The organism is Fibrisoma limi BUZ 3, assembly GCF_000296815.2.
Lineage (GTDB): Bacteria > Bacteroidota > Bacteroidia > Cytophagales > Spirosomataceae > Fibrisoma > Fibrisoma limi.
In genome coordinates this window covers 520,683-546,391 of the sequence record NZ_CAIT01000010.1, presented here as the reverse complement: position 1 = coordinate 546,391, position 25,709 = coordinate 520,683, and the positions used below count along the sequence as shown (strand labels likewise).

General features: G+C 54.6%; 19 protein-coding genes. 16 read left to right on the top strand and 3 right to left on the bottom strand.

The features are described from left to right. Positions 1–112: 112 nt before the first annotated feature. From BN8_RS30240 to BN8_RS30210, 7 genes are all read left to right on the top strand, one after another. A complete protein-coding gene (locus tag BN8_RS30240; RefSeq protein ID WP_009285773.1) occupies positions 113–2,068 on the top strand; it encodes a M1 family metallopeptidase in 1,956 nt (651 codons plus the stop codon). A gap of 12 nt (positions 2,069–2,080) precedes the next feature. Then, on the top strand, positions 2,081–3,079 hold the full coding sequence (locus BN8_RS30235; protein ID WP_009285772.1) for a hypothetical protein: 999 nt from the start codon (positions 2,081–2,083) through the stop codon (positions 3,077–3,079). 73 nt (positions 3,080–3,152) lie between these two features. Beyond that, positions 3,153–4,421: an MFS transporter gene (locus BN8_RS30230; protein WP_009285771.1), complete on the top strand. Its 1,269-nt coding sequence runs from the start codon at positions 3,153–3,155 to the stop codon at positions 4,419–4,421. 32 nt (positions 4,422–4,453) lie between these two features. After that, positions 4,454–5,698: an MFS transporter gene (locus tag BN8_RS30225; RefSeq protein WP_009285770.1), complete on the top strand. Its 1,245-nt coding sequence runs from the start codon at positions 4,454–4,456 to the stop codon at positions 5,696–5,698. Between the two features lie 251 nt (positions 5,699–5,949). Further along, positions 5,950–6,360, top strand: a complete 411-nt coding sequence (locus BN8_RS30220; RefSeq protein WP_009285769.1) for a hypothetical protein — start codon at positions 5,950–5,952, stop codon at positions 6,358–6,360. A gap of 143 nt (positions 6,361–6,503) precedes the next feature. Next, positions 6,504–7,754 carry an MFS transporter gene (locus BN8_RS30215; protein WP_009285768.1) on the top strand — a complete coding sequence of 417 codons (1,251 nt, stop codon included), beginning with the start codon at positions 6,504–6,506 and terminating at the stop codon, positions 7,752–7,754. 39 nt (positions 7,755–7,793) lie between these two features. After that, complete coding sequence (locus BN8_RS30210) at positions 7,794–8,993, top strand: acyltransferase family protein (protein ID WP_009285767.1); 1,200 nt, start codon at positions 7,794–7,796, stop codon at positions 8,991–8,993. Between the two features lie 2 nt (positions 8,994–8,995). On the opposite strand, the gene BN8_RS30205 is transcribed toward BN8_RS30210, so the two are convergent. Genes BN8_RS30205 through BN8_RS30195 form a run of 3 tightly spaced genes read right to left on the bottom strand, consistent with a single transcriptional unit; the run spans position 8,996 to position 13,200 of the window. Then, positions 8,996–10,528: an amidase gene (locus tag BN8_RS30205; protein ID WP_009285766.1), complete on the bottom strand. Its 1,533-nt coding sequence runs from the start codon at positions 10,526–10,528 to the stop codon at positions 8,996–8,998. A 40-nt stretch (positions 10,529–10,568) separates the two neighbouring features. Beyond that, a complete protein-coding gene (locus BN8_RS30200; protein ID WP_009285765.1) occupies positions 10,569–11,675 on the bottom strand; it encodes a glycoside hydrolase family 130 protein in 1,107 nt (368 codons plus the stop codon). Positions 11,676–11,682: 7 nt separating this feature from the next. Further along, on the bottom strand, positions 11,683–13,200 hold the full coding sequence (locus BN8_RS30195; RefSeq protein ID WP_009285764.1) for a M61 family metallopeptidase: 1,518 nt from the start codon (positions 13,198–13,200) through the stop codon (positions 11,683–11,685). Positions 13,201–13,405: 205 nt separating this feature from the next. On the opposite strand from BN8_RS30195, the gene rpmH reads away from it, so the two are divergent. From rpmH to BN8_RS30150, 9 genes are all read left to right on the top strand, one after another. Continuing rightward, positions 13,406–13,573: a 50S ribosomal protein L34 gene (rpmH, locus tag BN8_RS30190; protein WP_009285763.1), complete on the top strand. Its 168-nt coding sequence runs from the start codon at positions 13,406–13,408 to the stop codon at positions 13,571–13,573. An 89-nt stretch (positions 13,574–13,662) separates the two neighbouring features. Then, entirely contained in the window at positions 13,663–14,232 is a 570-nt protein-coding gene (locus tag BN8_RS32680) for a ribonuclease P protein component (protein WP_009285762.1), read from the top strand. A gap of 27 nt (positions 14,233–14,259) precedes the next feature. Further along, positions 14,260–15,921 carry a S41 family peptidase gene (locus BN8_RS30180; protein ID WP_009285761.1) on the top strand — a complete coding sequence of 554 codons (1,662 nt, stop codon included), beginning with the start codon at positions 14,260–14,262 and terminating at the stop codon, positions 15,919–15,921. Between the two features lie 105 nt (positions 15,922–16,026). After that, a complete protein-coding gene (gene tsaB, locus BN8_RS30175) occupies positions 16,027–16,764 on the top strand; it encodes a tRNA (adenosine(37)-N6)-threonylcarbamoyltransferase complex dimerization subunit type 1 TsaB (RefSeq protein WP_009285760.1) in 738 nt (245 codons plus the stop codon). A gap of 163 nt (positions 16,765–16,927) precedes the next feature. After that, positions 16,928–17,965: a LacI family DNA-binding transcriptional regulator gene (locus BN8_RS30170; RefSeq protein WP_009285759.1), complete on the top strand. Its 1,038-nt coding sequence runs from the start codon at positions 16,928–16,930 to the stop codon at positions 17,963–17,965. Between the two features lie 67 nt (positions 17,966–18,032). Beyond that, a complete protein-coding gene (locus tag BN8_RS30165) occupies positions 18,033–19,277 on the top strand; it encodes a mandelate racemase/muconate lactonizing enzyme family protein (protein WP_009285758.1) in 1,245 nt (414 codons plus the stop codon). Positions 19,278–19,332: 55 nt separating this feature from the next. After that, positions 19,333–22,467 carry a SusC/RagA family TonB-linked outer membrane protein gene (locus tag BN8_RS30160; RefSeq protein ID WP_009285757.1) on the top strand — a complete coding sequence of 1,045 codons (3,135 nt, stop codon included), beginning with the start codon at positions 19,333–19,335 and terminating at the stop codon, positions 22,465–22,467. 103 nt (positions 22,468–22,570) lie between these two features. Further along, a complete protein-coding gene (locus tag BN8_RS30155) occupies positions 22,571–24,106 on the top strand; it encodes a SusD/RagB family nutrient-binding outer membrane lipoprotein (protein WP_009285756.1) in 1,536 nt (511 codons plus the stop codon). Between the two features lie 243 nt (positions 24,107–24,349). Next, positions 24,350–25,705 (top strand): enolase C-terminal domain-like protein, encoded by a 1,356-nt coding sequence (locus BN8_RS30150; protein ID WP_009285755.1) that lies wholly within the window; start codon positions 24,350–24,352, stop codon positions 25,703–25,705. Positions 25,706–25,709 lie beyond the last annotated feature (4 nt).

Genomic DNA, 25,709 nt, shown 5'->3' with positions numbered 1-25,709 from the left:
TGTGTAGTTAGTAGGGCTGATCAATTCCATCGATCGATCAGCCGTCTATCCGCTACACCTTGGAATCCAGCCGCCTTTTTAGTAATTAGCCTTGCCTAAACTGATCTTCCTCATGACATTTCGCTGCTGGCTTGCTCTCGTTGGCTTTGTCACGACACTGCCGGGCTTTGCGCAGTCGCCGAAAGCCATTTTTCCGCAGCCCCTAAGCCCTCGCCTGGCTAACTACCAGATCCAGGTGGCGCTCGATCCGACGACCAAAAAGCTGAACGGCCGCGAAACGCTGGTGTGGCGCAACCCATCCAACGATGTCATTCGGGAGTTGCGGTTTCATCTGTACCTGAACGCTTTCCGCAACGAACAAACGACGTTCATGCGGGAATCGGGCGGGCAACTGCGTGGCACCGAAATTGACCGCGATACAAAGGAAAACCCGTATGGTTCCATCGACGTAACGTCAATGAAGGTCCGCGGGGGCGAAACGCTGGCATACCAGTTCATCCAGCCGGACGACGGCAATCGCGACGACCGTACGGTCATCCGCGTACCGTTATCCAAACCTGTTGGGCCGGGCGAGACCATTACGCTCGATATTACGTTTCAGGCGAAACTGCCCAAAATCTTCGCCCGGACCGGCTACAGCCGCGATTATTTTCTGGTGGGTCAGTGGTTTCCCAAGATTGGCGTGTACGAACCGGCCGGCACCCGCTACGCAAAAACCGGCCAGTGGAATTGCCACCAGTTTCACGCCCACTCGGAGTTTTATGCCGATTATGGGGTGTACGATGTAGCCATCACCACCCCGAAAAACTATTGGGTGGGCGCCACCGGCCTGATGGTTGGTGAAAACATGGGCGCCAACAACACCAAAACGATCCGCTGGCACGCCGAGGACGTAGTCGATTTTGCCTGGACGGCATCGCCCCACTTTCAGGTTGTTACGGGAAAATGGCAGCCTCGCTCCGGCGGCCCGGTCAGCATCGAACTGCTGATGCAGCCCGAGCATATGGATCAGGCCCAGCGGCACATGGACGCAGCGATTGCGGCCCTGGCCTACTTCGACAAATACGTCGGCAAGTATCCGTTTCCAAACCTGACCGTGGTGGACCCGCCGTTTCACGCCAGCGGTTCGGCCGGGATGGAATACCCGACGTTTATTACGGCCGGAACAGCCTGGGGGTTGCCCGACGGTGCCCGCTTCCCGGAGGTGGTGACCGTCCATGAGTTTGGGCATCAGTACTTTATGCAACTGCTGGCATCCAACGAATTTGAAGAAGCCTGGCTCGATGAAGGCTTTAACCAGTATTACGAAGGCCGGATCATGGACGAAACCTACGGCCCTAACTCCTCGCAGATTGACCTGCTGGGGTTCCGCATGGGCGACCTCGAAAGCTCCCGCGACAGCTATGTTCACCTCGATAACCCAGCTATTGGCTCCTCGTTCGGCAATACCTGGCAGTTACCCCAGGGTTACTACGGTGTGCTGACGTATTCAAAAACAGCCACCTGGCTCCGAACACTGGAAGGCCTGGTTAGTCGACGTGTGATGGACGAAATCATGCAGACGTATTTTAACCGGTGGAAATTCAAACACCCCTGCGCCGACGACTTCATTGCCATCGTGAACGAGATCGTGCCTAAACGACTCGGCAGTAAATATGGTCCAGACATGAACTGGTTCTTCGATCAGGTGCTCTACGGCGACAAGGTGATTGATTATGAACTGACCGACATCCGAAACCGGCCCCGCAACGGCGAACAGCAGGCAACCATAACGGTGCAGCGCCTGGGTGATGGGCAAATGCCCGTCGACGTACGGGTGCATTTCGACAACGGCAACGAACTGATGCTGTTCTGGGACGGCAAAGCGCGTCAGCGCACGTTTACGCTCAACGAGAAAGCGAAAGTTGTGTGGGCACACATCGACCCGAAGCAGAAAATTTTCATGGACGTTGACCTGAACAACAATAGCCTGACGCTGGAGCCATCGTCGGCCCCGGCGGCTAAGTTTGCGACGAAATTTCTGTTCTGGATTGAAAACTGGATGCAGTGGCTGGCGTGGCTTTTTTAACCGACTAACCGTATGAACGCACTTACAACGGCCCTACGCCAAACCCTTGCTTCGCGCCGGTTAATCTGGCTAATCTACGGCATTACACTCGCCCTGGGGCTGCTGGCGGCCCTGCCCATGTATAACACGCTCAAAGCCGAAGACCAGAACTCACTAGGCCCGCTGAATATGCTTGGTGGCTTCGACTATACCGTCTTCTCCGACTTCATGCACCGTAGCGGGCGAGCCATTAGTCCGCTGATGAGCGTTGGCCGGTGGCTGGGCGTGCTTTATGTCTTTTTGAGCATCTTTTTTACGGGTGGCATTCTGCTGCATTTTAATCAGTTGGGCATTCGGTTCAGCGCCGGTACGTTCTGGCAGGCTTGCAGTCATTACCTCCAGCGCTACCTGGGTTTATTCGGCGTAACGTTCCTGTTCATCTGCGTCGGAGCCGGGATCTGGCTGGTAACAGGCACGCTGGTGGGAATTATGTTGAGCGATACGCTCACCGAGCAGGGAATATTTTATGTCGGACTGGTATTTTTCCTCTTCTTCGTGCTGACCGCTACCCTGATTCTGTGCATCGGCGATTACGCTAAGGTGCTGATGTTCCGCGAAGACGTCCGCAACGGGTTCCGCGCCTTTGGGCGGGCAGGTCGGCTGGTATTTCGTAACTTGGGCCAAACGTATGGACTCTACTGGCTGCTCATCCTGGTCGGCACCGGCTTCTTTGCCCTGTATTTTCTGTTCGATAGCCTGATCACGATGCGTAACTGGCCAACAATCCTGATTATGCTGGTTATCCAGCAGGTATTGATTTTTACCCGCGTTGGTTTGAAAGTATGGGCGCTCGGAACAGCCGCTCATGTCTATGAAACGTTGCCCAAACCAGCACCGCAGCCCCGGCCGGTTGCGTTTTCGGCCAGTCCCACGACTGACGAACCCGTATCGGAACCAGCAATTCCAGCGCCTACAGACACGCACGAAAAGCTGGACGAACCGGATTCATCGGTGCCAACCAGTGATCGTTAGCGGATTATTACTTCTTACTTCTTTGGTCATTTCGTATAATTGCAGAATCATCTTTGTTTACTGATTTAGCCGTATGGCCGTTCCAACCGTTTCCTCCGAACCCAAGACTACTACGCACGGACTTTTCAGCCTACCGGTCATTGTGGCCGCACTGGGTTATTTTGTCGATATCTACGATCTTCTGCTGTTTGGCATTGTTCGCGTACCCAGCCTGAAAGACCTCGGCCTGACGCCCGAGGAGATTTCGACCGTTGGGGCCAGCATCCTGAACTGGCAGATGGGCGGTCTGCTCCTCGGCGGCATTCTGTGGGGTGTTCTCGGCGATAAACGCGGGCGGCTATCCGTACTATTCGGCTCCATCATTACTTATTCAATTGCCAACGTAGCCTGCGGATTCGTCGCCGACGTTACGTTCATGAGCCCAACCACGTATTATGCCCTGATGCGGTTTGTGGCGGGCATCGGTCTGGCCGGCGAACTGGGCGCGGGCATTACGCTCGTGAGCGAAGTACTGCCGAAAGAAAAACGGGCCATCGGTACGTCCCTGGTGGCCGGAATCGGACTATTTGGAGCTGTGGTTGCGTATTTTACGGTTCAACTGTTCGACTGGAAGATGGCCTTTTTTGTAGGCGGTGGGCTGGGCTTTGGCTTGCTATTGCTTCGAGTAGGCGTGGTCGAATCGGGGATGTTTACCGACGTTTCGGAGCAGAAGCACGTAAACCGGGGCGATTTCCTGTCGTTTTTTACCAACGCCAACCGGCTCGTGCGCTACCTGAAATGCATCGGCATCGGCTTGCCCACCTGGTTTGTCATCGGCATTCTGGCTACGTTCAGCAACGAGTTCGGGAAAGCCTTCGGTATTGCGGAAGAAATTCAGCCGGGACTAGCCATCATGTGGTGCTACGTCGGGCTGGCCGCCGGTGATCTGGCCAGCGGCTTCATAAGCCAGGCGCTGTCGTCGCGCAAAAAAGGGGTTGCTTTGCTGATGTCGCTGGCGCTGGTGTTCAGTCTGGTTTATCTCTACGCGGGCGTTTCATCGCCCACCATGCTGTATGGCCTCTGTCTGGCTCTGGGCTTTGGCATCGGTTACTGGGCCATGTTCGTGACCATCGGGGCCGAGCAGTTTGGTACCAACCTCCGGGCCACGGCCGCCACCACCGTACCGAACATGGTACGTGGCCTGGTGATCCCCATGACGCTGACCTACCAGGCTCTGAAGCCTTCGCTCGACGTTATCAACGCCGGAGCGGTGGTCGGTCTGATTAGCTTTGCCATTGGGCTCTATTCGACCCTGACCATTCCTGAAACACACGGGAAGGACCTTAACTACCTGGAAGAGTAACCCAAGTCCTGGTTACGTTCTGCCTGCTTCCTATGCAAGTTGCTGCGCCACCCCGCCCTTCTCTACGGCCTCTGTTTGCTTTACCAGTCATCGTATCGGCACTCGGCTTTTTTGTCGATGTGTACGATATGCTCATCTTCAGCATCGTGCGGGTGCCTAGCCTGCAATCGCTGGGGTTGTCGGAAGCCGAGGTATCACGGGCCGGTACGTTCATTCTTAACTGTCAGCAGGCAGGGCTGGTGCTTGGCGGCATTTTGTGGGGTGTTCTCGGCGATCGTCGGGGCCGCATGTCCGTCTTGTTTGCCAGCATTCTCACCTATTCCCTGACCAACATCGCCTGCGGGTTCATTAATGACGTCAATACGTATGCTTTCCTGCGCTTTCTGGCCGGCATTGGCCTATCCGGCGAAATCGGGGTTGCTATGGTACTGGTAGCCGAGATTCTGCCCAAAGAGATTCGGGGCTACGGCTCAGCGGTGGTGGCAGGTATTGGCTACTTTGGTGCCGGAGCCGCTTACCTGACGCAGGAGTGGTTCGACTGGCGAACGGCATTTTTCGTGGGCGGGGGTATGGGCTTGCTCCTCCTCCTGCTGCGGGTGAGCGTATTCGAATCTGGTTTGTTCAGCCGGATGAAAGCCGAACATAAGCACGTTAGCCGGGGAAATTTCTGGCAGTTTTTCCGATCGTGGCCGTCAACGATAAAATACCTGCGTTGCGTGACGGTTGGTATGCCTACGTGGTTTATCGTCGGTATTCTCGCTACGTTCGCCAACGAACTGGGGCAGGCCATGGGCATTGCCGAAGGAGTGAAACCGGGGCGGTGCGTCATGATGATTTACGTGGGACTGGCCGGTGGCGACCTGCTGAGTGGCCCGCTGAGTCAGTGGCTGCAATCCCGTATCAAAACCATCACGGGGCTTCTTATTTTCAGTGCGCTGCTAAGCGGTGTCTACCTGTTTGGTGGCATTGATACAGCCGAGGGGATTTATACCATCTGTGGTCTGGCCGGTTTCTGCACCGGCTACATTGCCATGTATCTGACGATGGTAGCCGAATTGTACGGTACGAATCTCCGCGCAACGGCCACTACGTCGGTACCCAGCGTCGTTCGGGGTACGCTCATCCCAATGACCTTGCTTTTCCAGTTCCTTAAACCATCGGTTGGCGCACTCATAGCCGCAGGCATCCTCGGTGTGGTAGTTTATGGATTGGCTTTTTGGTCGCTGAGCCGACTGGAAGAGACCTTTGGCAAGGATCTGGACTTTGTCGACGAGTAAATTGTAGTTCTGACAGTTTGCGGAACGGTCGGCCTAATCTGACGGGCTCAATGGGCATTTCTTCCACAAACAGTAATATAATAATTACCGGATAATCTTCATTTAAAGCCCATCTGGCTTGGTTTTTTACAAAAAAATCATCCGCCGTTCATCCTTTTTATTAACCGTTTCTCACCAAGCCCGGCGCTGAGCGAATGCCTCTCACTCTTTGGATTGACAATTAAAGGTTATCACACAAATCCGTCAACCCAATGAAAACGTTCGCCAAGTCAACCATCGGAGCCCTGCTTTTTGCCATGAGTGTGTCTGTATCGTCCTTTGCTATAGACGATGACCTGACCCAGAAAAAGTCATTTGGAGTGGCAATGTTCCCGGCCGCTGATCCGTCTAAACTGTGGATGTGCCTGGAAAAATATAAACCTGGTAGCAAAATCGAACTTCAACTGACAAACGAGAAAGGCGAGGTGATGTTCCGGGAAGTGCTGCCGGCAAAAGGTGGCAAGAAGAACGGCTTCCGGCAACAATTCGACCTGAGTCAGATCGGCGACGGCCGGTACACGTTCCGGATCTCCGATGGCATCCAGACTGAAGAGCGAACGTTTAAGCTATCAACACCAAGCATTCGTGAAACGCTGCCTTCCCGCCAGATAACCATGAACTGAGTTCTCATAGTGAGATTATTAGATGAATTGCTAAAGACACGGTGTTTTACGCCGTGTCTTTTTTCTATGCCCCAAATGCCCAATACCCTCACGGAGGGACGACGCTTTTTTCTATCTTGCCAACGGCTAGTCTTCAACCCGTTATGCAATCGTCAACCACCGCTGTTCAATCCTCGTCGGTATCCATGCGTCCGCTATTTTCGCTGCCGGTCATCGTGGCGGCTCTCGGGTACTTTGTCGATGTGTATGACTTACTGTTGTTCAACATCGTCCGGGTACCCAGCCTGAAAGATCTGGGTCTGTCCGAAACCGACATCTCTATCATCGGCGGGCGAGTGTACAACTTCCAGCAGGCGGGTTTGCTCCTCGGCGGTATTCTGTGGGGCGTTCTGGGCGACAAGCGGGGGCGGCTCTCGGTGCTGTTCGGCTCTATCGTTACGTATTCGCTGGCCAACATCGCCTGTGGATTCGTTAACGATCCCACTACCTACGCCGGGCTCCGGTTTGTGGCCGGTCTGGGGTTGGCGGGCGAACTGGGTGCCGGGATTACACTCGTCAGCGAAATTCTGCCCAAGGAGCTACGTGGCTACGGATCGTCGCTGGTAGCGAGTGTTGGGTTGCTGGGGGCCGTTGTCGCGTTTTTCACTGTGCAGTTGTTCGACTGGCGCACTACGTATTTTGTTGGGGGCGGCCTGGGGCTAGCCCTGCTACTACTACGGGTCAGCGTACTCGAATCCGGCATGTACAAACGCGCCGAAGCCACGAACGTCAGCCGGGGTAACTTCTGGGCTTTGTTCTCGAACAAACAACGGTTCGTGCGCTACCTTCGCTGCATGGGCATTGCCGTGCCAACCTACTTCGTCATTGGGATACTGGCTACGTTTGGCAATGAGTTTGGGAAGGCGATTGGCATTGCCGAGCCTATTCAGCCCGGCCAATGCGTACTCTACACCTACATCGGCATGGTGGTCGGTGATCTGGGCAGTGGTTTTTTAAGCCAGGGACTACGTTCACGCCGAGGAGCCATCGGACTGATGATGGGCCTCACCGCCCTTTTTGTTGGTATCTACCTGTTTGGAGGTCTTAGCTCTACGAGCGCTTTCTACGCCGTTTGTCTCGGTATGGGGTTAGGCATTGGCTATATCGCCATGTTCCTGACCGTTACGGCCGAGAACTTCGGCACCAATCTTCGCGCTACGGCTACGACGTCTGTTGCCAATAACGTACGGGCTACTACGTTACTGACTATTCCGTTGTTTCAGGCCCTGAAACCATCCCTTGGCGTTATAGGGGCCGGTGGGCTGGTCGCTTTTCTATGCTTTGCCATTGGCGTCTGGTCCCTGGCCACTATTGAGGAGACATTTGGCAAAGAGTTAGATTATACGGAACTTTAAGGCAACTATTTGCTGCCGTAAGTCTCTTTAATCAACGTTATGGTTCAAAACACCATACCTCCGGCGCAGTCATCGCTGGTCTATTTTCCTGGGTTTAATGGAATTCGATTCATCGCAGCTTCGGCCGTGGTGGTGCATCATATTGAGCAATACAAGACCACCTTTGGTTATACCGACACCTTCACGAATGTCAACGACCACCCTATCGTTTACCAAGCCGGCAAACTAGGTGTGGCCCTGTTTTTTGTGCTGAGTGGCTTTCTGATTACGTACCTGCTGCTGGCCGAACGGCAGACGGCCGGACGCATACAGATCGGCAATTTCTACGTTCGGCGCATCCTGCGCATCTGGCCGCTGTATTTTCTGTTGGTCGGGTTGAGTTTTTTCGTCTTTCCTCATATTCCGGCCCTTTACATCCCCGGCGTATCAGAGCATACGTATGAGAATTTCGCGCAGAAACTAACTCTGTTCGCGCTGGTGTTGCCCAATTTCGCCCTGACGCTCTACGGTGAGATGCCGCTTTGTTCGCACGCGTGGTCGATAGGTGTTGAGGAACAGTTTTATCTTATCTGGCCGTGGCTGATCGGCAGCCGGAACCCGCGTCGGACTCTGCTGATTTTGCTCGGTATCGCGCTGGCTCTGGGCGGTTGGTTTTTCTGGCTGCGCTACGGTCCGGGTTCCTCCGCGCCCCAGGCCGGCACTACGATGCTGCTCATTACTGACTTCCTGGCTCACTTCCGCATCGGCTGCATGGCCATCGGCGGGGTTGGCGCCTATCTGGTGTTCAAGAACCATCCGGTGCTGCGGCTGCTGTATCAGCGATCGGTGCAATGGGTGGTGTATGCCGTACTGGGCGTTATGCTGGCCAGCGGCATTCGGATTCCAGGTTTAAACTACGAGGGCTATGCCGTGTTTTTCGTGTTTATGCTGATGAACCTGGCCCATAACCCCAATTCGGTAGTCGACCTGGAGAACCGGTTGTGTACTTTCATGGGTAAGATTTCGTACGGGCTGTACATGTATCATCCTTTCGCGATTGTGCTGAGCCTGTACGTTGTTCGTCAGTTTCTGCCGTATGGTCCCGGCTTCTCTATAGGCCTGTACGTGCTCAGCTACGCGCTTACGACGCTGCTCGCCTGGTTCTCGTACGAATACTTTGAGAAGCAGTTTTTGAAACTGAAAGACCGCTTTGCGCCGGCCACGGCCCCAAAACCTGCCACCGAAGCAGCACGGGTGTAAGGTTACTTCGCTGGTTCGGGAGGCCGTTTATTAAACCAGGGTTCTGCCTGCTCCAACTGCCCGGCCAGTCGAAACAGCGTAGCTTCGTCGCCGAGCCGGGCGGCAAACATCACCCCAATGGGCAGCCCATCGGCCGACCAGTGCAGCGGCACTGACATAGACGGCTGGCCCGTCATATTCGTGGTAGCGGTAAACGAGATGTACCCCAGCGATTTTTCCGCAATGTCGTCCACAACTTTAGAGCCTTTCAGGTATTTCAGCGCCCCAACCGAGTCGGCCAGTTTAAGCATTCGTTGCTCTGTAACTGTATTCTGAAAATCGCCGATAGCAATAGGCGGCCGTGGTAAGGTTGGTGTCAGAAAGACGTCATACGTTTCGTGAAGCTGCCCCATGCTACGACTCAGTACGTTCCAGCGCCGTTTCTGATAGGCAAAGTCCGTGGCGGAGAAGCCTGCGGCCAGTCGTGCCTGCGCCCAGGTGTTCAACTCCACATCGCCCCGGCTGACCGGCCGCCCCAGGTATTCGCTGAGTTCTCTCAGCACAGCGCCTGTCTCGCCCAGCACCATTGTAAAAAATGCCTGCGTAAGAATCGTTTTTTCGTAAGGCAGCGGCACCTCCTCGACCGTGTGTCCTAATCGCTCCAGCAACCGGGCCGTTTCCTGCACGGCGTTTACACACTCCGGATGCACCGGCTGCGACTCAATCAGTGTCTGGGTCGAAAAGGCTACGCGCAGTCGTCCCGGTTCGCGACCCACTTCCTGTGCGAATGGTCGCTCGGGAGCGGAAATGCCATACGGATCACCCGGCAACGGCCCAGCCACCGCATCAAGCAGCGCGGCACTGTCGCGAACCGTGCGCGTCACGGCGTGGCTGGCTACGGCTCCACCCCATACTTCACCAAAACGAGTACCCAGCGTAACGCGGGCACGGGACGGTTTCAGCCCGAACAACCCACAACACGACGCCGGAATACGGATTGACCCGCCCCCATCACTGGCTGTTGCGGCCGGTACAATGCCGGCAGCCACCGCTACGGCCGATCCTCCGCTCGATCCACCCGGCGAATGCGTCAGCTTCCACGGGTTGTGAGCCGGCCCGTACAGTTTCGATTCGGTGTAGGGCGTCAGACCGAACTCCGGCGTATTGGTTTTACCAAAGAACACCAGACCGGCTCGTTTCAACCGTTTTATAGCTTCGCTGTCCTCCGTGGCAACGTACTGCTGATAACCCACGCAGCCGGACTTGGTTGGCGTGCCAGCCCACTGCAACTCCAGGTCTTTAAGCAAAAAGGGGACGCCGTAGAACGGCGAACCGGAATCAGGCGCCTGCGGCAGATCGGCGGCCATTTGCCGGCCCTTATCGTACAGGGGGGTTACGATGGCATTCAGGGCCGGATTGACGGCTTCAGCACGGGCAATGGCTGTTTCCAGCAGCTCGGCCGGGCTTACCTCGCCGTTACGAACCAGTTCGGCAAGGGCCGTAGCATCACAGCGGGCATATTCATCAAATGACATGACTGGCGTAGTCGACTGCATAGCAAAGGTGGGTTAGGATACGTACGCTGATGGACAAAACTTATCGCTGGGGGGCTACCGCCACGGCAATCTTTGAATCGGCAGTACCGTAGTATAAAAACCATTTCCCCTTGAAGGGCACCATACCCTCCAGAAAGCACACCTGATTGACCTGCCCTTCGGTTTCGTACGGTTGATCGGGTTTGATGAAGTACTGTTCCGAACGGTCGAGCAACCTGGTCGGGTCGTTGGCAGCAAACAGGAGTTGCCCTCCGGCATAAGCGCCCTCCGGCAAATTCGGATCGCCATTCTTGGCGTCATTCATACCGTTGTAGATCAGCAAAATGCCTTTCGGCGTCAGCATGGCATACGGCCCCGGCTCCAGCAATCGGTAGTCGTGCTTGCCGGGACGGCGCTCGGCCGCAGCCGCCAGCTTGCCCTCTGCATCCAGCATTGGCGTCCAGTGCAGCAGGTCGTCGGACGTAGCGATGTACAACTGAGGCTGATCCCCCCAGTACATCCAGTATTTTCCGTTGATCTTCTGGGCCACAATTTTAGTACCCACCCGTTTGCAGACAATAGCCCCCGACTTTGACCATTGATCTACGTACTTCCCATTGGCTGCCTGCCCAAACACCAGCCCCTGTTTCTGCCACGTCATCAGGTCGCGGGAGGTCGCTACGCACAGCCGGGCCTTGTCGCCGTCGTAGGCCGTGTACGTCATCACGTAAACCCCATTCGGGCTTTCGATCACGCGGGGGTCTTCGCAGCCCCCCTCCCACTCGTAACGTTTCATGGGGTCATTGTCAGGATAGAACACCGGTTTAGGCATCCGCTGAAAATGGATGCCATCAGAACTAACGGCCAGCCCCAGCCGCGACGTACCGGCATGTTTACCAACGGTATCCTCGGCTCGGTAGATCATGTACACTTTACCATTTCGCACCACGGCCGCTGGATTGAATACGTCTTTCTCTTCCCATTTGACGGTTTCCTGCCGGATCGGGCAGGCAAACGTAGTGGTAGCCTTAGCGTCCAGAATGGGGTTAGCCGCGTTCTGTTTACGGAACGGACCGAGCATCCACGGCTTTTCGGGAGATTGGGCATAAACGGCCTGAGCCGCCAGAAACAGCAGGCAAAGCCAGCGACGGGTCAATGGGTACTTCATTTAGTGTTTACGTTCTTTCCAGATTTTCTTCGGCAACCGCTCCTTCGTGAGGCTCTTGGGTCAGCGGTGCACCGAACCACTTTGCCCGTTGCAGCAGGCCTGCTTCATCACCGGTTTCCAGCAAATGAATAGTGTGGGATTCGTCGTATTCGATACGTAGTGATACCCACGCCAGGTATTCGTTTAACTTGGCTTCCAGCGGCTGATTGCCAAAAATACACAGATCATAGTACCAGTCCAGCGATTCGCCCGCCACGGCTTCCGTTACGGCCCGGTAATCGTCCAGGGTGTAGCCGAGGAAGGGTTTGCCGAACTGCGCCCACATGGTTCGCATTACGTCATCGAGCGAGCGGGCGTGGTTGGTCCGACGACGAATATGCAGATCAAGAATCAGCGCTGCGATGGCTCCTTTATAATAAACAGACACTTTCCGATCCGGAACCCCTTTTTCGTAACCATCCAGCCAAAGATCCCACGACGATTCCACCAACGATTGCAGGGCCCGGCCGCTGGTTTCAAAGTGGCGCTTGAACATCACCTGCAACTCTTTCAGATAGGCAGCATCATTGAATACCGCCGACCGACGCAGCATCAAGTCGCCATAGTACGTCGTAACCCCCTCTGCTACAAAGCAGGTGGTGAAGTAATTTTCCTTCGTGAAATCGTAAGGTAATAGTTCGGCGGGCCGGATGCGGATAATATTCCAGGCATGGAACAACTCGTGCGACGATACCCCCAGCAGATCCTGATAGAGCCCCTCGCCTTCGTCGTTTGGCCCGAGTACCAGCATGGTCGAGTTGCGGTGTTCTACGCCGTGGTAAAAGGCTGTTGGCAGCACAATGGTCAGAAAATGGTACTCTTTTTCCGGAAACTCGCCGTATAATTCAATCTGCTTCACCGAAAACTGGCTGAAGTCCCGGCGAATCCGTTCCGGATCAAATGAATCCGTTCCATCGGTTCGCCAGCCACCCTGTATCCACACGTGAAACAAAACGCCCTGTACTTCGTAGCTGACTTCCTGAATAAAAGGCGATGCCATGAGCGGACAATCGACCAGTTCATAATAGTCGCGAGCCCACAAAACACCGGGTGCAAGCTGCCGTAGGCCACAAGCTACGGGCCAGTCGGCCGGAATGTCCAGTTCCAAAGTGCATTCTTCATCGATCCGCCCCTCGGCATACAGACACAGATTGATCGGGTTCACGTACAGCAGCCCTTCGTCGACAAAGCTGGTACCGGCGTTGATAATGTTCGCGTAGTAGTTATACCGTACCGTCAGGGCCGACACACCGTTAGTCTCGACCCGCCAGCGATCTTTCGCGATTTTGCGGAACGGCAGAGGTTGTCCTGTATCATCTACGACCTGAAACCGCTGAATATTCTTGGCGAAATGCTGCAGTTCATAACGTCCAGGTCGCCAGGCGGGGAGCTGAAGCTCAACCGTTTGTGTGGTGATGGTATCCAGATCGGCTTCAACAGCCAGGTAATGAGGAGCGTCGGCATCGGCAGCTATTCTGTATCGCATAGAAAAGTCAGGTAAGTATTCGGGCAAAGGGGTCGGTTACATGGCAACGAACCCCGGTGGGCATCCACAAATTAGCCATTTACCCAATTAGTTAATCAACCAACGGGAAAGTAAATCGTTTTTTTAGTTGTGCTTGATATACTGCTAAACTTGCCGTACCTTTGCGCACTCATTTGGAAAACAAGGCATTTAGGGCAGATAGATCATGAAAAGAACGTACCAACCTTCAAACCGTAAGCGGAAAAACAAACACGGTTTCCGCGAGCGGATGTCAACCGCTAACGGCCGCAAGGTGCTGGCCCGTCGTCGCGCAAAGGGTCGCTGGAAACTGACCGTATCCGACGAGAAGAAAGGCGAACGCTTCAAGCTGTAATCTGTTTACGGTTTTCGGTTCACGGCAATCTGTCGCTACGGTTGGCAGAATGAGCTAAAATCGTAAACCAAAAACCGTAAACCGACTTCATGCGGCAAACCTTCACGAAATCCGAGCGGCTTTGCAGCAAAAAAGTTATTAGTCAATTATTTGAAAAGGGTAGTGCGTTGACGAAAACGTTCTACCTTTTTCCGTTTCGGGTGTTGTATCTTCCCCAGGACCTCCAGGGGTCATCCGGTCAGACGTACCCTCAGACCAGCGATCCACAACAGCCGAGCCCAGAAGGTCTGACGGTACGTCTGACCGACGCATCACAACAACCAGGCCTGTCCGGTCAGACGTACCGTCAGACCGAAGGTGATGGTTCGCATCCGGATGAAACCCGGTCTGACGGTACGTCTGACCGTTCACATCCGTCAGAAATACTCCCCGCCATCCTGATTGTTGTCTCCAAACGGAACTTCAAACGGGCGGTTGACCGCAACCTTATTCGCCGACGTGTCCGGGAAGCGTACCGCCTGAATAAATCACTTTTATTTCGTCCTGGGAACCAGTCGAAGCAACCTCCGGCCGCTATTGCGTTTCTTTATACCGCCAAGGCTAAAATTTCGTTTGAAGAAATAGAAAAAGGTATGAAATTAGCCTTACAGAAATTATAACCTGGCCGGGCTTTAAACGACTCTCCCATGCGCCTTCGTAAACGCTTTACCCTAATAGCCTCAACAGCGCTGCTGGCAGGCAGTGTCGGTCTGTATTCGTTCAGAAACGACGACCGGTTCTTTGAGATCGCCCGCAACCTCGACATCTACGCGACCCTGTTCAAGGAACTGAACATGTACTACGTCGACGAGGTCAATCCAAACCGGATGGTCAAGACCAGCATCGACGCCATGCTGAAGGCACTGGACCCGTACACCAATTTCTTCGCCGAAGACGAGATCGAAGATTACATGACCATGACGACCGGCCGCTACAACGGCATCGGCGCCCTCATCGGCCAGCGGCAGGGTAAGAACATCGTACTGATGATCTACGAAGGAACCCCCGCCGAAAAATCCGGTCTGCAGATTGGCGACGAGGTTATCAAAGTGGACGGTGTGGACGTAAAGTCGCGCCGGGATGCCGACGCCGGTAAGCTGCTACGTGGCCAGACCAATACGGCCGTTAAGCTGACTGTAAAGCGCTACGGTCAGAAAGACCCCGTCGACGTGAGCGTTACCCGCGACGTAGTGAAGATGACGAACGTGCCCTACTACGGCATGATCAATAATGAGGTCGGCTACATTGATCTGAAAGACTTCACGGCTACGGCCTCGCGGGAAGTACGTACTGCTTTTCAGGAGTTGAAAGGCAAGGGCATGAAGAAGCTGATCCTCGACGTACGTGAGAACCCGGGTGGTCTGCTGAACATGGCCATCGACATTTCGAACCTGTTCATTCCGAAAGATTCGGAGGTAGTGACGACGAAAGGCAAAGTGACCGAGTGGAATAAGACCTACACGGCCCTGAATCCACCCGTTGACCTTGAGATTCCGATTGTGGTGCTGACCAATAGTCACAGTGCATCGGCGGCCGAAATCGTGTCGGGTGTGATCCAGGACTACGACCGTGGGGTACTGATTGGTCAGCGGACGTACGGCAAGGGCCTGGTTCAGACGACCCGCGAACTGTCATTCAACACCAAGCTGAAAATCACCACGGCTAAATACTACATTCCAAGCGGCCGTTGTATTCAGGCCATCGACTACAGCCACCGCAACCCCGACGGCAGCGTAGGTAAGATTCCGGATTCGCTTAAAACAGCCTTCAAAACCAAAGTCGGCCGCGTCGTGTACGACGGCGGTGGCGTAACGCCCGATATTGCCGTTGAGGACCAGACACCGACGCCGATTGCCCTGAGCCTGACTAACAAAGGGCTGATTTTCGACTACGCCGTCAAGTACCGGCATGAGCATCCGACGATCAAACCCGCCCGGGAGTTCCGCCTGACCGATGCCGAATACCAGGACTTTGTGAAGTGGTTGAGCGACAAGGAATACGACTACACCACTCAGGTAGAAAAAGACCTCGGCACCCTCGAAGCCTCGGCCAAGAAGGAGAAATACTTCGATCAGATTCAGGATCAGTTGAAGTCGCTGAAAACGAAGATGTCGCACAGCAAGGATGCCGACCTCAATACGTTCAAAAGTGAAATCAAAACCCTGCTTGAGCAGGAAATTACGGGGCATTACTACTTGCAGAAAGGCCTGAAAGAGTCGTCGTTCGGCACTGACCCCGAAATCAAGGCCGCGCTTGACCTGTTCGGCAATATGAATCGTTACCAGGAAATTTTGAAAGGAAAGAAATAAGAGGAGAAAGGGAGGAGAGGAGGAAGGGGAGAAAAGGGACGAGGGGGATACTCCTTTCTCCTTTCGTCCCTTCCTCCTCTCCTCCCTTTCCTCCTTTCCTCCTCTATGCTCATTCTCTCCATCGACACCTCGACAACCGTCTGTTCTGTTGCGCTCCATCAAATCAACGAGACTACCGCTCAAAATCCGGAAAAAGCCAGACTACTCGGGAGTTACGAATTATTTACAGAACGTACCTCCTCGGCCATGCTGACGACGCTCATCAGCGATGTAGTCCGTCACAGCGGCCACGACCTCCAACAACTTGACGCCATTGCCGTAGCGAAAGGGCCAGGGTCGTACACCGGGCTTCGGATTGGTGTCTCAACCGCCAAAGGGTTATGCTTCGCGCTTGACAAGCCGCTGATTGCCATCAATACCCTCGAAGCCATGGCTGCGCAGGTGCGGCCATGGATCACATCCACCAACGCCGATTCTACGCTTCCTATTCTGTGCCCTATGCTCGACGCCCGACGAATGGAAGTGTACTGCGCTCTGTATGGCGAAGCAAATACGGTCGTGATGCCTACATCGGCCAAAATTGTTGATGAGCAAACGTTTACCGACGTGCTGGATCGCAACCCCGTAGTATTTTTCGGCGACGGTGCCGACAAATGCCGACCGGTGCTGAGCGATCACTCAAATGCCCGGTTTCTGGCGCAGCTTATTCATCCATCGGCCCGGACGGTCGGCGAGCTGGCGGGCGTTGCCTTCGTCGAACGCCGGTTTGAGGACGTAGCTTCATTCGAGCCGTTCTACCTGAAAGATTTCATGACAACAAAGCCAAAGAAGGCATCGGTTTGATACGTAAGAGCCATTTATTCAGGCCACATTTCCTTACAAAATGAAATTTTTTAGAAAATATCTACAAAAAATTTGCTATTTAAACGATTAAGCTTACATTTGACAGTAATACTGACAACGAGCCGCTCCCTCGATACTTTTTCTCGCTGCCAGGTCTCTCCTCATGAGCAAGAAAAAAGTATCCTTGAAGGACATTGCGGAGAAAGCCGGCGTATCGACCGCACTGGTTTCCTATGTACTCAACGGTAAGGAGAAAGAAAGCCGGGTAGGAGTCGATATTGCGGCTAAAATCAGGCAGATCGCGATTGAACTAAATTACAAGCCAAATTACCTGGCCAAGAGCCTGCGCAGTGGAAAAACCCAGACCATTGGGCTCATTATAGCCGATATATCCAACCCATTCTTTGCCAACATTGCCCGGATTGTAGAAGACGAGGCCAAGAAGAACGATTATACGGTCATTATCGGCAGCTCGGACGAAGATGCCGATAAATCCTGGGATCTGATCAACGTACTGCTGAATCGGCAGGTCGATGGGTTTATCATCGTCTCCTCCGAAAACACCGAAGAGCAGATTCAATACCTGAGCAGCCGGAACGTATCATTTGTCCTGCTTGACCGACACTTCCCGGCCATTCCGACCGACTACGTTGTTCTGAATAACTACCACGCTTCCTACATAGCCGGGACCCACCTCATCGAAGGTGGTTACCGCAACATTGGTCTGATTGCGTACCGGTCGCAGTTGTTCCACATGCAGGAGCGAATTCGGGGGTATGTAGAGTCGCTGCGCGATGCTGAAATTACGTTCCACCCAGACTGGCTTACGGAGGTTGATTTCGGCCGGATTGAACCGGAAATACGCGCCGGTATCGACCGGATGCTGGCCGCCGACCAGCCGGTTGACGCGCTGATTTTTAGTACGTACCGGCTGGCCATCAGTGGTCTGAAGTACATTAACGAATTAGGGCTGACGGTTCCGGACGACCTGGCGATTGTCAGTTTCGGTCAGGCCGAAGCCTTCGACCTTTACTACTGCCCTATTACGTATCTCCAGCAGCCCATGGAAGCGCTCGGCAAAACGGCGGTGGAGCTGTTGATCAGCAAGCTCAAAGACCCTGAACAGCCACCCCGACAGGTGCTGATGGAGGCCACGCTGATTGCCCGTAATTCCTCGAAAGTCAAAGCACTCGTTACCTGATTTTATATTTTATCCGTTTGCTTAATCGTTAAAGCAAGCCCTTTTCCTAAATCTTTACCCGAGTTGTATGCAACGAAGAACGTTTATCAAATCCGCCATTCTGGGTTCTGGTGCAGCTATGGCCGGGCTTCCGCTGGTCAAATCGGAGGCTGCCATACCGAAACTAAAGATTACAAAAATCCGGTACTATGCGGCCCCGGGCTATACCAAGCCACTTTTCAATCAGGCACGGGGCATTGTCGAGATCGAAACCGACGGCGGCATTATTGGTATCGGCGAGGGCGGCTCGAAGGATATGATTGAGCAGTGTGCTCAGATGATAATCGGTGAAAATCCGTTCCGGATCGAGCATATCTGGCAGAACTTGTACCGGGGTATGTTCTACCCCCCAGGTCGTGAAAAACTGCATGCGCAGGGAGCCCTCGACATGGCACTGTGGGACATAAAAGGAAAGGCGCTGGGCGTACCTGTCTACGAACTGCTGGGCGGAGCCACCCGCGACTACGTTGAGTGCTATGCTACCGGATTCAAGGCCTCCAAAGCCAAAACCGAAGAAGAACGCGCCCGGGATTGTATTGAAGCCGGGTTACGGGCGTACCGGATCGGGCCAACAGGTGGCAATGGTTCCGAACCGTTCGACTTCTACGACAACGCGAAGAAAACGATTGAACTCTGTAAACGAATCGATGCGGCCGTGGGCGGGGGCGGCAAATGGGCCATCGACCTGCATACCCGCTTCGACACTACCGAGGGGATCAAGATCTGCAAAGCCCTTGAAAACCTGGAGCCGTATTTCGTGGAGGACATTGTGCGGTCCGAAAACCCGGACGTGTACAAAACAATCCGGCAGCAAACGAGCGTGCCCATTGCCGTCGGTGAGCAGTTTGGCGACCGTTGGGACAGCAACAACTTCATTGAGCAGCACCTGATCGATTACACCCGGTTCACTATTCCGAACACGGGCGGCATCTCTGAATTCAAGAAACTGGCCGCTATGTGCGAGACGCACTACGTAGGCATGATTCCGCACTTCACGGGGCCGCTCGCCGTCGCTACGCTGGTGCATGTGATGGGTTCCAGCAGCCCTACACGCTGCCTGATGGAACTGGCGGGTGGCGAACCTGAGCGACCGCCTTACTTCAACGAAGACCTGGTCAATTTCAAAAACGGTAAGCTTTACCTCAATCCCGCTCCGGGCCTTGGAGTGAAGTTCGACCCGAAAAAGGCTACGTTCCTCATGGAAATAGCGGAGAATACGAAGTACCCGCATCCGATCCTGAAAAGCCCCGATGGTGCCATTCACAACTGGTAGAATGGCTTAGCGTCCTTTGATTGCCTTTTAACTATTCCTTAACTGTTCCTTACCCATGAAAAAATTGGTTTATGCACTTATTCTGTTGCTCGTGTGCCAGAGCTATTACAGCCGGGCACAATCGAACCGCGTGACGGGCCGTGTCACCGGAGCCGACAACCAGGGGTTACCCGGTGTTAACGTAGTAGTGGTTGGTACGACGCAGGGAACAACAACCGATGCGTCGGGGAACTACGCGATTAATGCAGGCCCGGAAACCTCGCTGATTTTCTCGTACATCAGCTACGTAAGCCAGACGGTTCCGGTCAATAACCGCTCGGTCATCAACGTGCAGTTGGTCGAAGACGCCAAGGCTATCGATGAAGTAATTGTTACGGCGCTCGGGATTAAGAAGGAAGCAAAAACCCTCGGGTACGCTACGGCCTCGGTCAACGCCGAACAGATTTCGGTCAACCGAACGACCAACTTCGTGAGTGGCTTGCAGGGGAAACTGGCCGGGGTCAACATTTCGTCTATGGGAACGGGACCGGCCGGTTCGGCCAAAATCCGAATCCGGGGTCAGTCGTCGTTTGCGGGTCAGAACAACCCGCTCATTGTGGTTAACGGCGTACCGATCGACAACTCAAACTACGCCCTCGGTGGTGACTTTGGCAACCGGGCGTCCAACAGTTCCGACGGTGGCGACGGCCTGAGCAGTATCAACCCCGACGATATCGAAACCATCGACGTACTGAAAGGCGCGACGGCGGCTGCGCTCTACGGCTCACGGGCCAAAGACGGTGTCGTGATGATCACCACCAAAAGCCGGGGCACCGGTAAAGGATTCGGCGTTACGTACAACGCCAACTTCACAACCGATACCCCCCTCGATTTTACGGATTTTCAGTATGAGTACGGCCAGGGCGAAGGCGGCAAGCGGCCTACTACGCCCAACCCGACTTCGGGTGTCTGGAGCTTTGGTGAAAAATTTCAGCCGGGCATGACCCAGATTCTGTTCGATAACGAAACCTGGCCCTACGAACCGGTTTTCAACCGCGTACGGAAGTTCTACCGGGTTGGGACCAATTTCACCAATACCGTTACGGTGGCCAACAACGGGCAAAACGGAGGTTTCAGCCTGTCGTTTGGCAATACTGATAACAAGGGGATCATGGAGAACAACAAGTTCAACCGGAAGGTGATCAACCTGGGCTTTACCCAGAACATTACCAGCCGACTGACGGCCACGGGGAATATTAACTACTCGAAGGAAAACAACATCAATCCGCCCCAGCTAAACACCCAGGACCTGTCCGTATCGACGGTGATTTTTACGCTGGCCAACTCCATGCCGTTCGAAGCCCTGCAGCAAAACCAGACCCTGCCCAACGGCGACGAATTCGTCTTTTCGCGCTTTCTGGTTCGGAATAACCCGTACTATTCCATGAGTCACAAGTTCGAGAACGTTCGGCGCGACCGGCTGTTCGGCAACGTAGCGCTGAAATACCAGTTCACCGACTGGCTGTACCTACAGGGACGACTGGCGCAGGATTCGTACATCCGGAATCAGGACTACAACATTCCGAACGGCTACGCCCCCATTGCCCGCGCCCCGGTTGGCTACGTGAACGGCTCCTATACGCAGGATGTACGACAGAACGTTGAACGCAACCTGGACTTCATTCTGGGCTTCAACAAGACGTTCGGCAACATCGGTGTCGACGCTACGTTTGGGGGTAACCACCGCTACGCCCGCAACGATTACAACAGCGTAACGGTGCAGGATTTCGTGCAGCCGGGCCTGTACACCGTCATGAACGGCCGTATCAAAGACCCACTCTACAGCCTGTCGGAGAAAGAAATCAACTCGCTGTTCGGGGCTGCGACCATCTCCTACAAAGAGTTTCTGTACCTGAACGCCACGGCCCGCAACGACTGGTTCTCAACACTGGCGCCGTCTAACCGCAGCATCCTGTACCCGTCGCTCAGTGGTAGCTTCGTCTTCTCACAGGCATTCGACAACATGCCAGCCTGGTTGTCGTTCGGCAAACTTCGTGCAGCCTACGCACAGGTGGGATCCGACAACGTCGACCCGTACTCCAACGCGCTGTACTTCGCCGTCGACAACAACTCTTTCCCGAACCCATCGGGTCAGCTCGTGCCGGTGGGAGGGATTAATGCAACGGTTGTCCCCAACAAAAACCTGCGCCCGCTCCGGATTCAGGAAGCCGAGGTAGGGCTGGAGCTGAAGCTGCTGCAAAACAAAGTCGGACTTGACCTGACGTATTACCGCAAACTGACCGACGATCAGATTCTGGCGGCTCAAGTGTCCGATGCCTCGTCGTACACCAGCAAACTGATCAACGTAGGGCGGAGTATGAACAAGGGTATCGAGATGCTGCTGACCTTCTCGCCCATCAGCAGTCCGTTGTTCCGCTGGGATGTCAGCGCCAACGTTTCCTACAATACATCCCGAGTGATGCGGCTTGGCCTGACCGAGAAAGACACGATCATCACCGTCAGTAGCGGGGGTGGCCGGGTGCTGAACCAGGTAGTCGGCAAGCCCTTAGGCCAGTTGTATACCTTCACGTACCTACGGGATGCGCAGGGCCGGCAGGTATTCGACGCCAATAGCGGAATGCCGCTCCGCAACAACACGCTCAAGAACGTGGGAAGCGCCCTACCGATGTATTTTGGTGGTATCACGAACACGTTCTCGTACCGGGGCATTGTGCTGTCGGCGCTGATTGACTTCAAGCTGGGCCACAAGATGATTGCCGGTCGGAACATCAACTACGTGCGCCATGGCCTTTCAAAACGTACCCTGCCGGGCCGCGACGTGGGCTACGTCATCGGTAACGGGGTGAATCCAAACGGCGAAGTTAACCAGACCCGGGCGGCCGTACAGCCCTTCTACGAATCGATCAATCCGCTGGGCATTAACGAAGATTTCGTATTCAACGCCGGCTTCTGGAAGCTCCGCCAGGTAACGCTGGGCTATGACTTCACCAAGTTGCTTCCTGCCAGCTTGTTCATCAAGGGCTTAAAGATCAACGCCGTCGCCAACAACGTACTGGTGCTGAAAAAATGGACCGAGAACATGGACCCCGAAGAAGCGCTGGTTTCCTCCGACAACGCCGTTGGTCTGGATTTCTGGCCGGGTCTGCCGCCTACCCGCAGTGTTGGTTTTAACCTCAACATCCGCTTCTAAACCTGTATACAGTTTTCGGTGGATAGCCTGGGTTGTCTTACCCTCCCGAAACCGGCCCCGAAAACAGTCAACGGAATACCGTAAACCCAAATCCTAAAGACACATGAAAACGAAACTCATATACACGCTCACTCTGCTGCTTTCGCTGAGCCTGTTTACGGGCTGCGATCAGGGGTTCGACGAACTGAATACCAACCGGGTGAACCCCACCTCGCTGGCTCCTTCGATGGTGCTCAACAAAGCCATTATCAGCACAACTTACCTCGACGGATTCGGCACACTGGGAATGCTGACCTACAACTTTGCCATTGTGCAGCAGATCGTGACGCCCTACGGCAGTTCGCTGTCGGGTGGCAACTACGACCAGATTAACAACAGCAATACACCGTTGGTCTGGACTAATTTTTACCGGAACGTACTGAAGCAGTTAGTAGCGGTGCTGGACCAGACCAAGAGCGATCCGCTGCAATCCAATACGTACAACGCGGCCCGCATCTGGAAAGCGTACATCTTCATGATCCTGACCGATACGTATGGGGATATTCCGTACTTCGAAGCCGGACAGGGCTACACGAATGAGATCATTACCCCCAAATACGATGCGCAGCAGGCCATCTACAAGGATATTCTGAAAGAGTTTGAGGAAGCCTCGGCCGCGCTGGACGCCAAACAGGCACCGGTCACGACCGACATTCTATACGGGGGCGACGTTGCCAAGTGGAAAAAGCTGGGTTACTCGTTTATGCTGCGGGCGGCCATGCGCCTGACCAAAGTTGACCCGGCTACGGCCGAATCGTACGTGAAGAAGGCGGTAGCGGGCGGTGTTTTTCAGTCCAACGCCGACAACTCGATCATCCGGCATACGGCGATTTACAACAACTACATCGCCAACCACCTGGCCGCCCGCGAAAAAACCAACTTCTACCTGGCGGCTCCGTTTGTCAACTACCTGAAAGACAACAACGATCCACGACTGCCTATCTTCGCAGTTCGCTACGTGGGTGCCAAAGGAGGCCAGGAACAGACAGCCGCCCGGGCTTCGTCGGACCCCAAGGTGCAGGTAGGTATGCCGATGGGCTACAACGACGTAACAATTTCGTCGGTGCTCCAGCAGAACGGCGTAGCCAGCCTATGGGACTTCTCGCAGGTAAACCTGAATACGGTGCTTAAGCTGGACTCGCCGGAGTTTCATATCACCTACGCGCAGATTCAGTTGTTGCTGGCCGAAGCCGCCTTCCGCGGGTGGGTAACCGGCACACCGGCTGAGTACTTCGCTAAGGGCGTGCGGGCCAATCTGGAGCAAATGGCGTCGTACGGCGCCCCCATTCCGGAAGCCACCATCAAAGCCTATCTGGACAGTCAGCCGCTCGCAGCGGGTAAGGAACTTGATCAGATCAACACGCAATACTGGGTAGCCTCCTTCCTCGACGGAACCGAAGCCTTTGCCAACTTCCGGCGAAGTGGCTTCCCGGCTTTGAAGAAAAACCCGTATCCCGGTTCGGAGGTCAAGGGCGATTTCATCCGGCGACTGCCCTATCCGGATAGTGAGATCGTCGTCAATTCAGGCAGTCTGAACGAAGCCGTCGGACGGCAGGGCCCCAACACGCTGGATACCCGGGTCTGGTGGGATAAAAAATAGGACCTGGTGGGTACAGGGTTTGGAGTGGCTATATCGTACGTGCTGTCAGGTTCTCAAACCTGTCTTCGGTAGGTTCCCCAGAACCTACCGAAGACAGACGGTTGTGAGCAACCGCACTTGTCGGGTTAAGAACCCGATAACACGTACGGTATTCCGACAACACGGTGCCTAAGGTCGATGGAATAAAAACTAGTCATCAGTACAACCGCAAACTCTTACCTTTTAAACGCATAGAATTCACTCATGAATCCAAACGAACAAAGCCGTCGCGATACGTTAAAAATGCTTGGATTTGGCTCTTCGGCCAGTTTACTTGGGCTCTTCGGCGGAGTTTCGTCGGCGGAAGCCCGCGACCAGCGCGAAACGCCCAATTATGCCAAAGGAACAGCGCCAGTTAAGATTACTGGCGTCAAAGCCATTGCCACGGCCCCTCAGGGCTCCAACCTGATTGTCGTAAAAGTTGAAACCTCCGAACCGGGTCTATACGGATTAGGCTGCGCTACGTTCACGCAACGGGCGGTGGCCGTGGTAGCCGCCATCAACAGCTACCTCAACGACTTCTGCATGGGTAAGGATGTCGATAACATCGAGGATATGTGGCAGGCTGCGTATGTTAGCTCCTACTGGCGCAACGGCCCCGTGCTGAACAACGCCCTGAGCGGTCTGGATCAGGCCCTCTGGGACATTAAAGGGAAGCGGGCCGGTATGCCGGTGTACAAGCTGCTGGGCGGCAAGGTACGCTTTGCCATTCCATGCTATACGCACGCCAGCGGCCGTACGCCCGAGGAGGTAGCCGACAGCGCCCAGAGCATCATGGATCGCGGTTTCAAATACGTCCGGATTCAGCAGGGCGGCTACGGCGGTGTGGGCAGTCTTAACCAGCAACCGGACTACAAAGCGGCTGGCTTCGGGGGCGAAAGCGACAGCTTCATGAACGAACGGGCCTATCTCAAAGCCGTACCCAAGATGTTCGACGTAGTCCGCAAGCGATGTGGCGAAGAGGTGGAACTCCTGCACGATATTCACGAACGGGTTCAGCCGATGGACGCCATCAACATGATCCGGCAGCTAGAGGAGTACCAGCCTTTCTTCATCGAGGACCCGTTCTCGCCCGAGAACATGAAGTGGTTTGCCCAACTGCGTCAGACGACCTCCGTACCCATTGCCATGGGTGAACTCTTTAACAACATCAACGAATTCAAAGAGCCGATGGTGAACCAGTGGTTCGACTACATCCGGATTCACGTGTCGCAGATCGGCGGCATCACACCGGCCATGAAGGTGGCGCGGCTGGGTGAGTGGTTCAACGTGCGGACGGCCTGGCATGGCCCGGGCGACGTATCGCCGGTTGGTCACGCGGCCCACGCCCACATCGACCTGGCCGTCTGGAACTTCGGCATCCAGGAAGCGGTGAGTTTCTCTGACAAAATGAAAGAGGTGTTCAGCGGTTGCCCAACCATGAACAAAGGGTATATGTCGGTCAACGAAGTACCGGGGCTGGGCGTCGATATCAACGAAAAAGAAGCGGCTAAATACCCCATTGGCACCAAGTCGAACTGGCAGGTACGTAAAGTAGATGGTACCATAATCCGGCCCTAAGGCA

Excerpts from the sequence above, each read along its gene's own strand:
- BN8_RS30240 (WP_009285773.1), top strand. The coding sequence starts at position 113 with ATGACATTTCGCTGCTGGCTTGCTCTCGTTGGCTTTGTCACGACACTG.
- BN8_RS30235 (WP_009285772.1), top strand. The coding sequence starts at position 2,081 with ATGAACGCACTTACAACGGCCCTACGCCAAACCCTTGCTTCGCGCCGG.
- BN8_RS30230 (WP_009285771.1), top strand. The coding sequence starts at position 3,153 with ATGGCCGTTCCAACCGTTTCCTCCGAACCCAAGACTACTACGCACGGA.
- BN8_RS30225 (WP_009285770.1), top strand. The coding sequence starts at position 4,454 with ATGCAAGTTGCTGCGCCACCCCGCCCTTCTCTACGGCCTCTGTTTGCT.
- BN8_RS30220 (WP_009285769.1), top strand. The coding sequence starts at position 5,950 with ATGAAAACGTTCGCCAAGTCAACCATCGGAGCCCTGCTTTTTGCCATG.
- BN8_RS30215 (WP_009285768.1), top strand. The coding sequence starts at position 6,504 with ATGCAATCGTCAACCACCGCTGTTCAATCCTCGTCGGTATCCATGCGT.
- BN8_RS30210 (WP_009285767.1), top strand. The coding sequence starts at position 7,794 with ATGGTTCAAAACACCATACCTCCGGCGCAGTCATCGCTGGTCTATTTT.
- BN8_RS30205 (WP_009285766.1), bottom strand. The coding sequence starts at position 10,528 with ATGCAGTCGACTACGCCAGTCATGTCATTTGATGAATATGCCCGCTGT.
- BN8_RS30200 (WP_009285765.1), bottom strand. The coding sequence starts at position 11,675 with ATGAAGTACCCATTGACCCGTCGCTGGCTTTGCCTGCTGTTTCTGGCG.
- BN8_RS30195 (WP_009285764.1), bottom strand. The coding sequence starts at position 13,200 with ATGCGATACAGAATAGCTGCCGATGCCGACGCTCCTCATTACCTGGCT.
- rpmH (WP_009285763.1), top strand. The coding sequence starts at position 13,406 with ATGAAAAGAACGTACCAACCTTCAAACCGTAAGCGGAAAAACAAACAC.
- BN8_RS32680 (WP_009285762.1), top strand. The coding sequence starts at position 13,663 with ATGCGGCAAACCTTCACGAAATCCGAGCGGCTTTGCAGCAAAAAAGTT.
- BN8_RS30180 (WP_009285761.1), top strand. The coding sequence starts at position 14,260 with ATGCGCCTTCGTAAACGCTTTACCCTAATAGCCTCAACAGCGCTGCTG.
- tsaB (WP_009285760.1), top strand. The coding sequence starts at position 16,027 with ATGCTCATTCTCTCCATCGACACCTCGACAACCGTCTGTTCTGTTGCG.
- BN8_RS30170 (WP_009285759.1), top strand. The coding sequence starts at position 16,928 with ATGAGCAAGAAAAAAGTATCCTTGAAGGACATTGCGGAGAAAGCCGGC.
- BN8_RS30165 (WP_009285758.1), top strand. The coding sequence starts at position 18,033 with ATGCAACGAAGAACGTTTATCAAATCCGCCATTCTGGGTTCTGGTGCA.
- BN8_RS30160 (WP_009285757.1), top strand. The coding sequence starts at position 19,333 with ATGAAAAAATTGGTTTATGCACTTATTCTGTTGCTCGTGTGCCAGAGC.
- BN8_RS30155 (WP_009285756.1), top strand. The coding sequence starts at position 22,571 with ATGAAAACGAAACTCATATACACGCTCACTCTGCTGCTTTCGCTGAGC.
- BN8_RS30150 (WP_009285755.1), top strand. The coding sequence starts at position 24,350 with ATGAATCCAAACGAACAAAGCCGTCGCGATACGTTAAAAATGCTTGGA.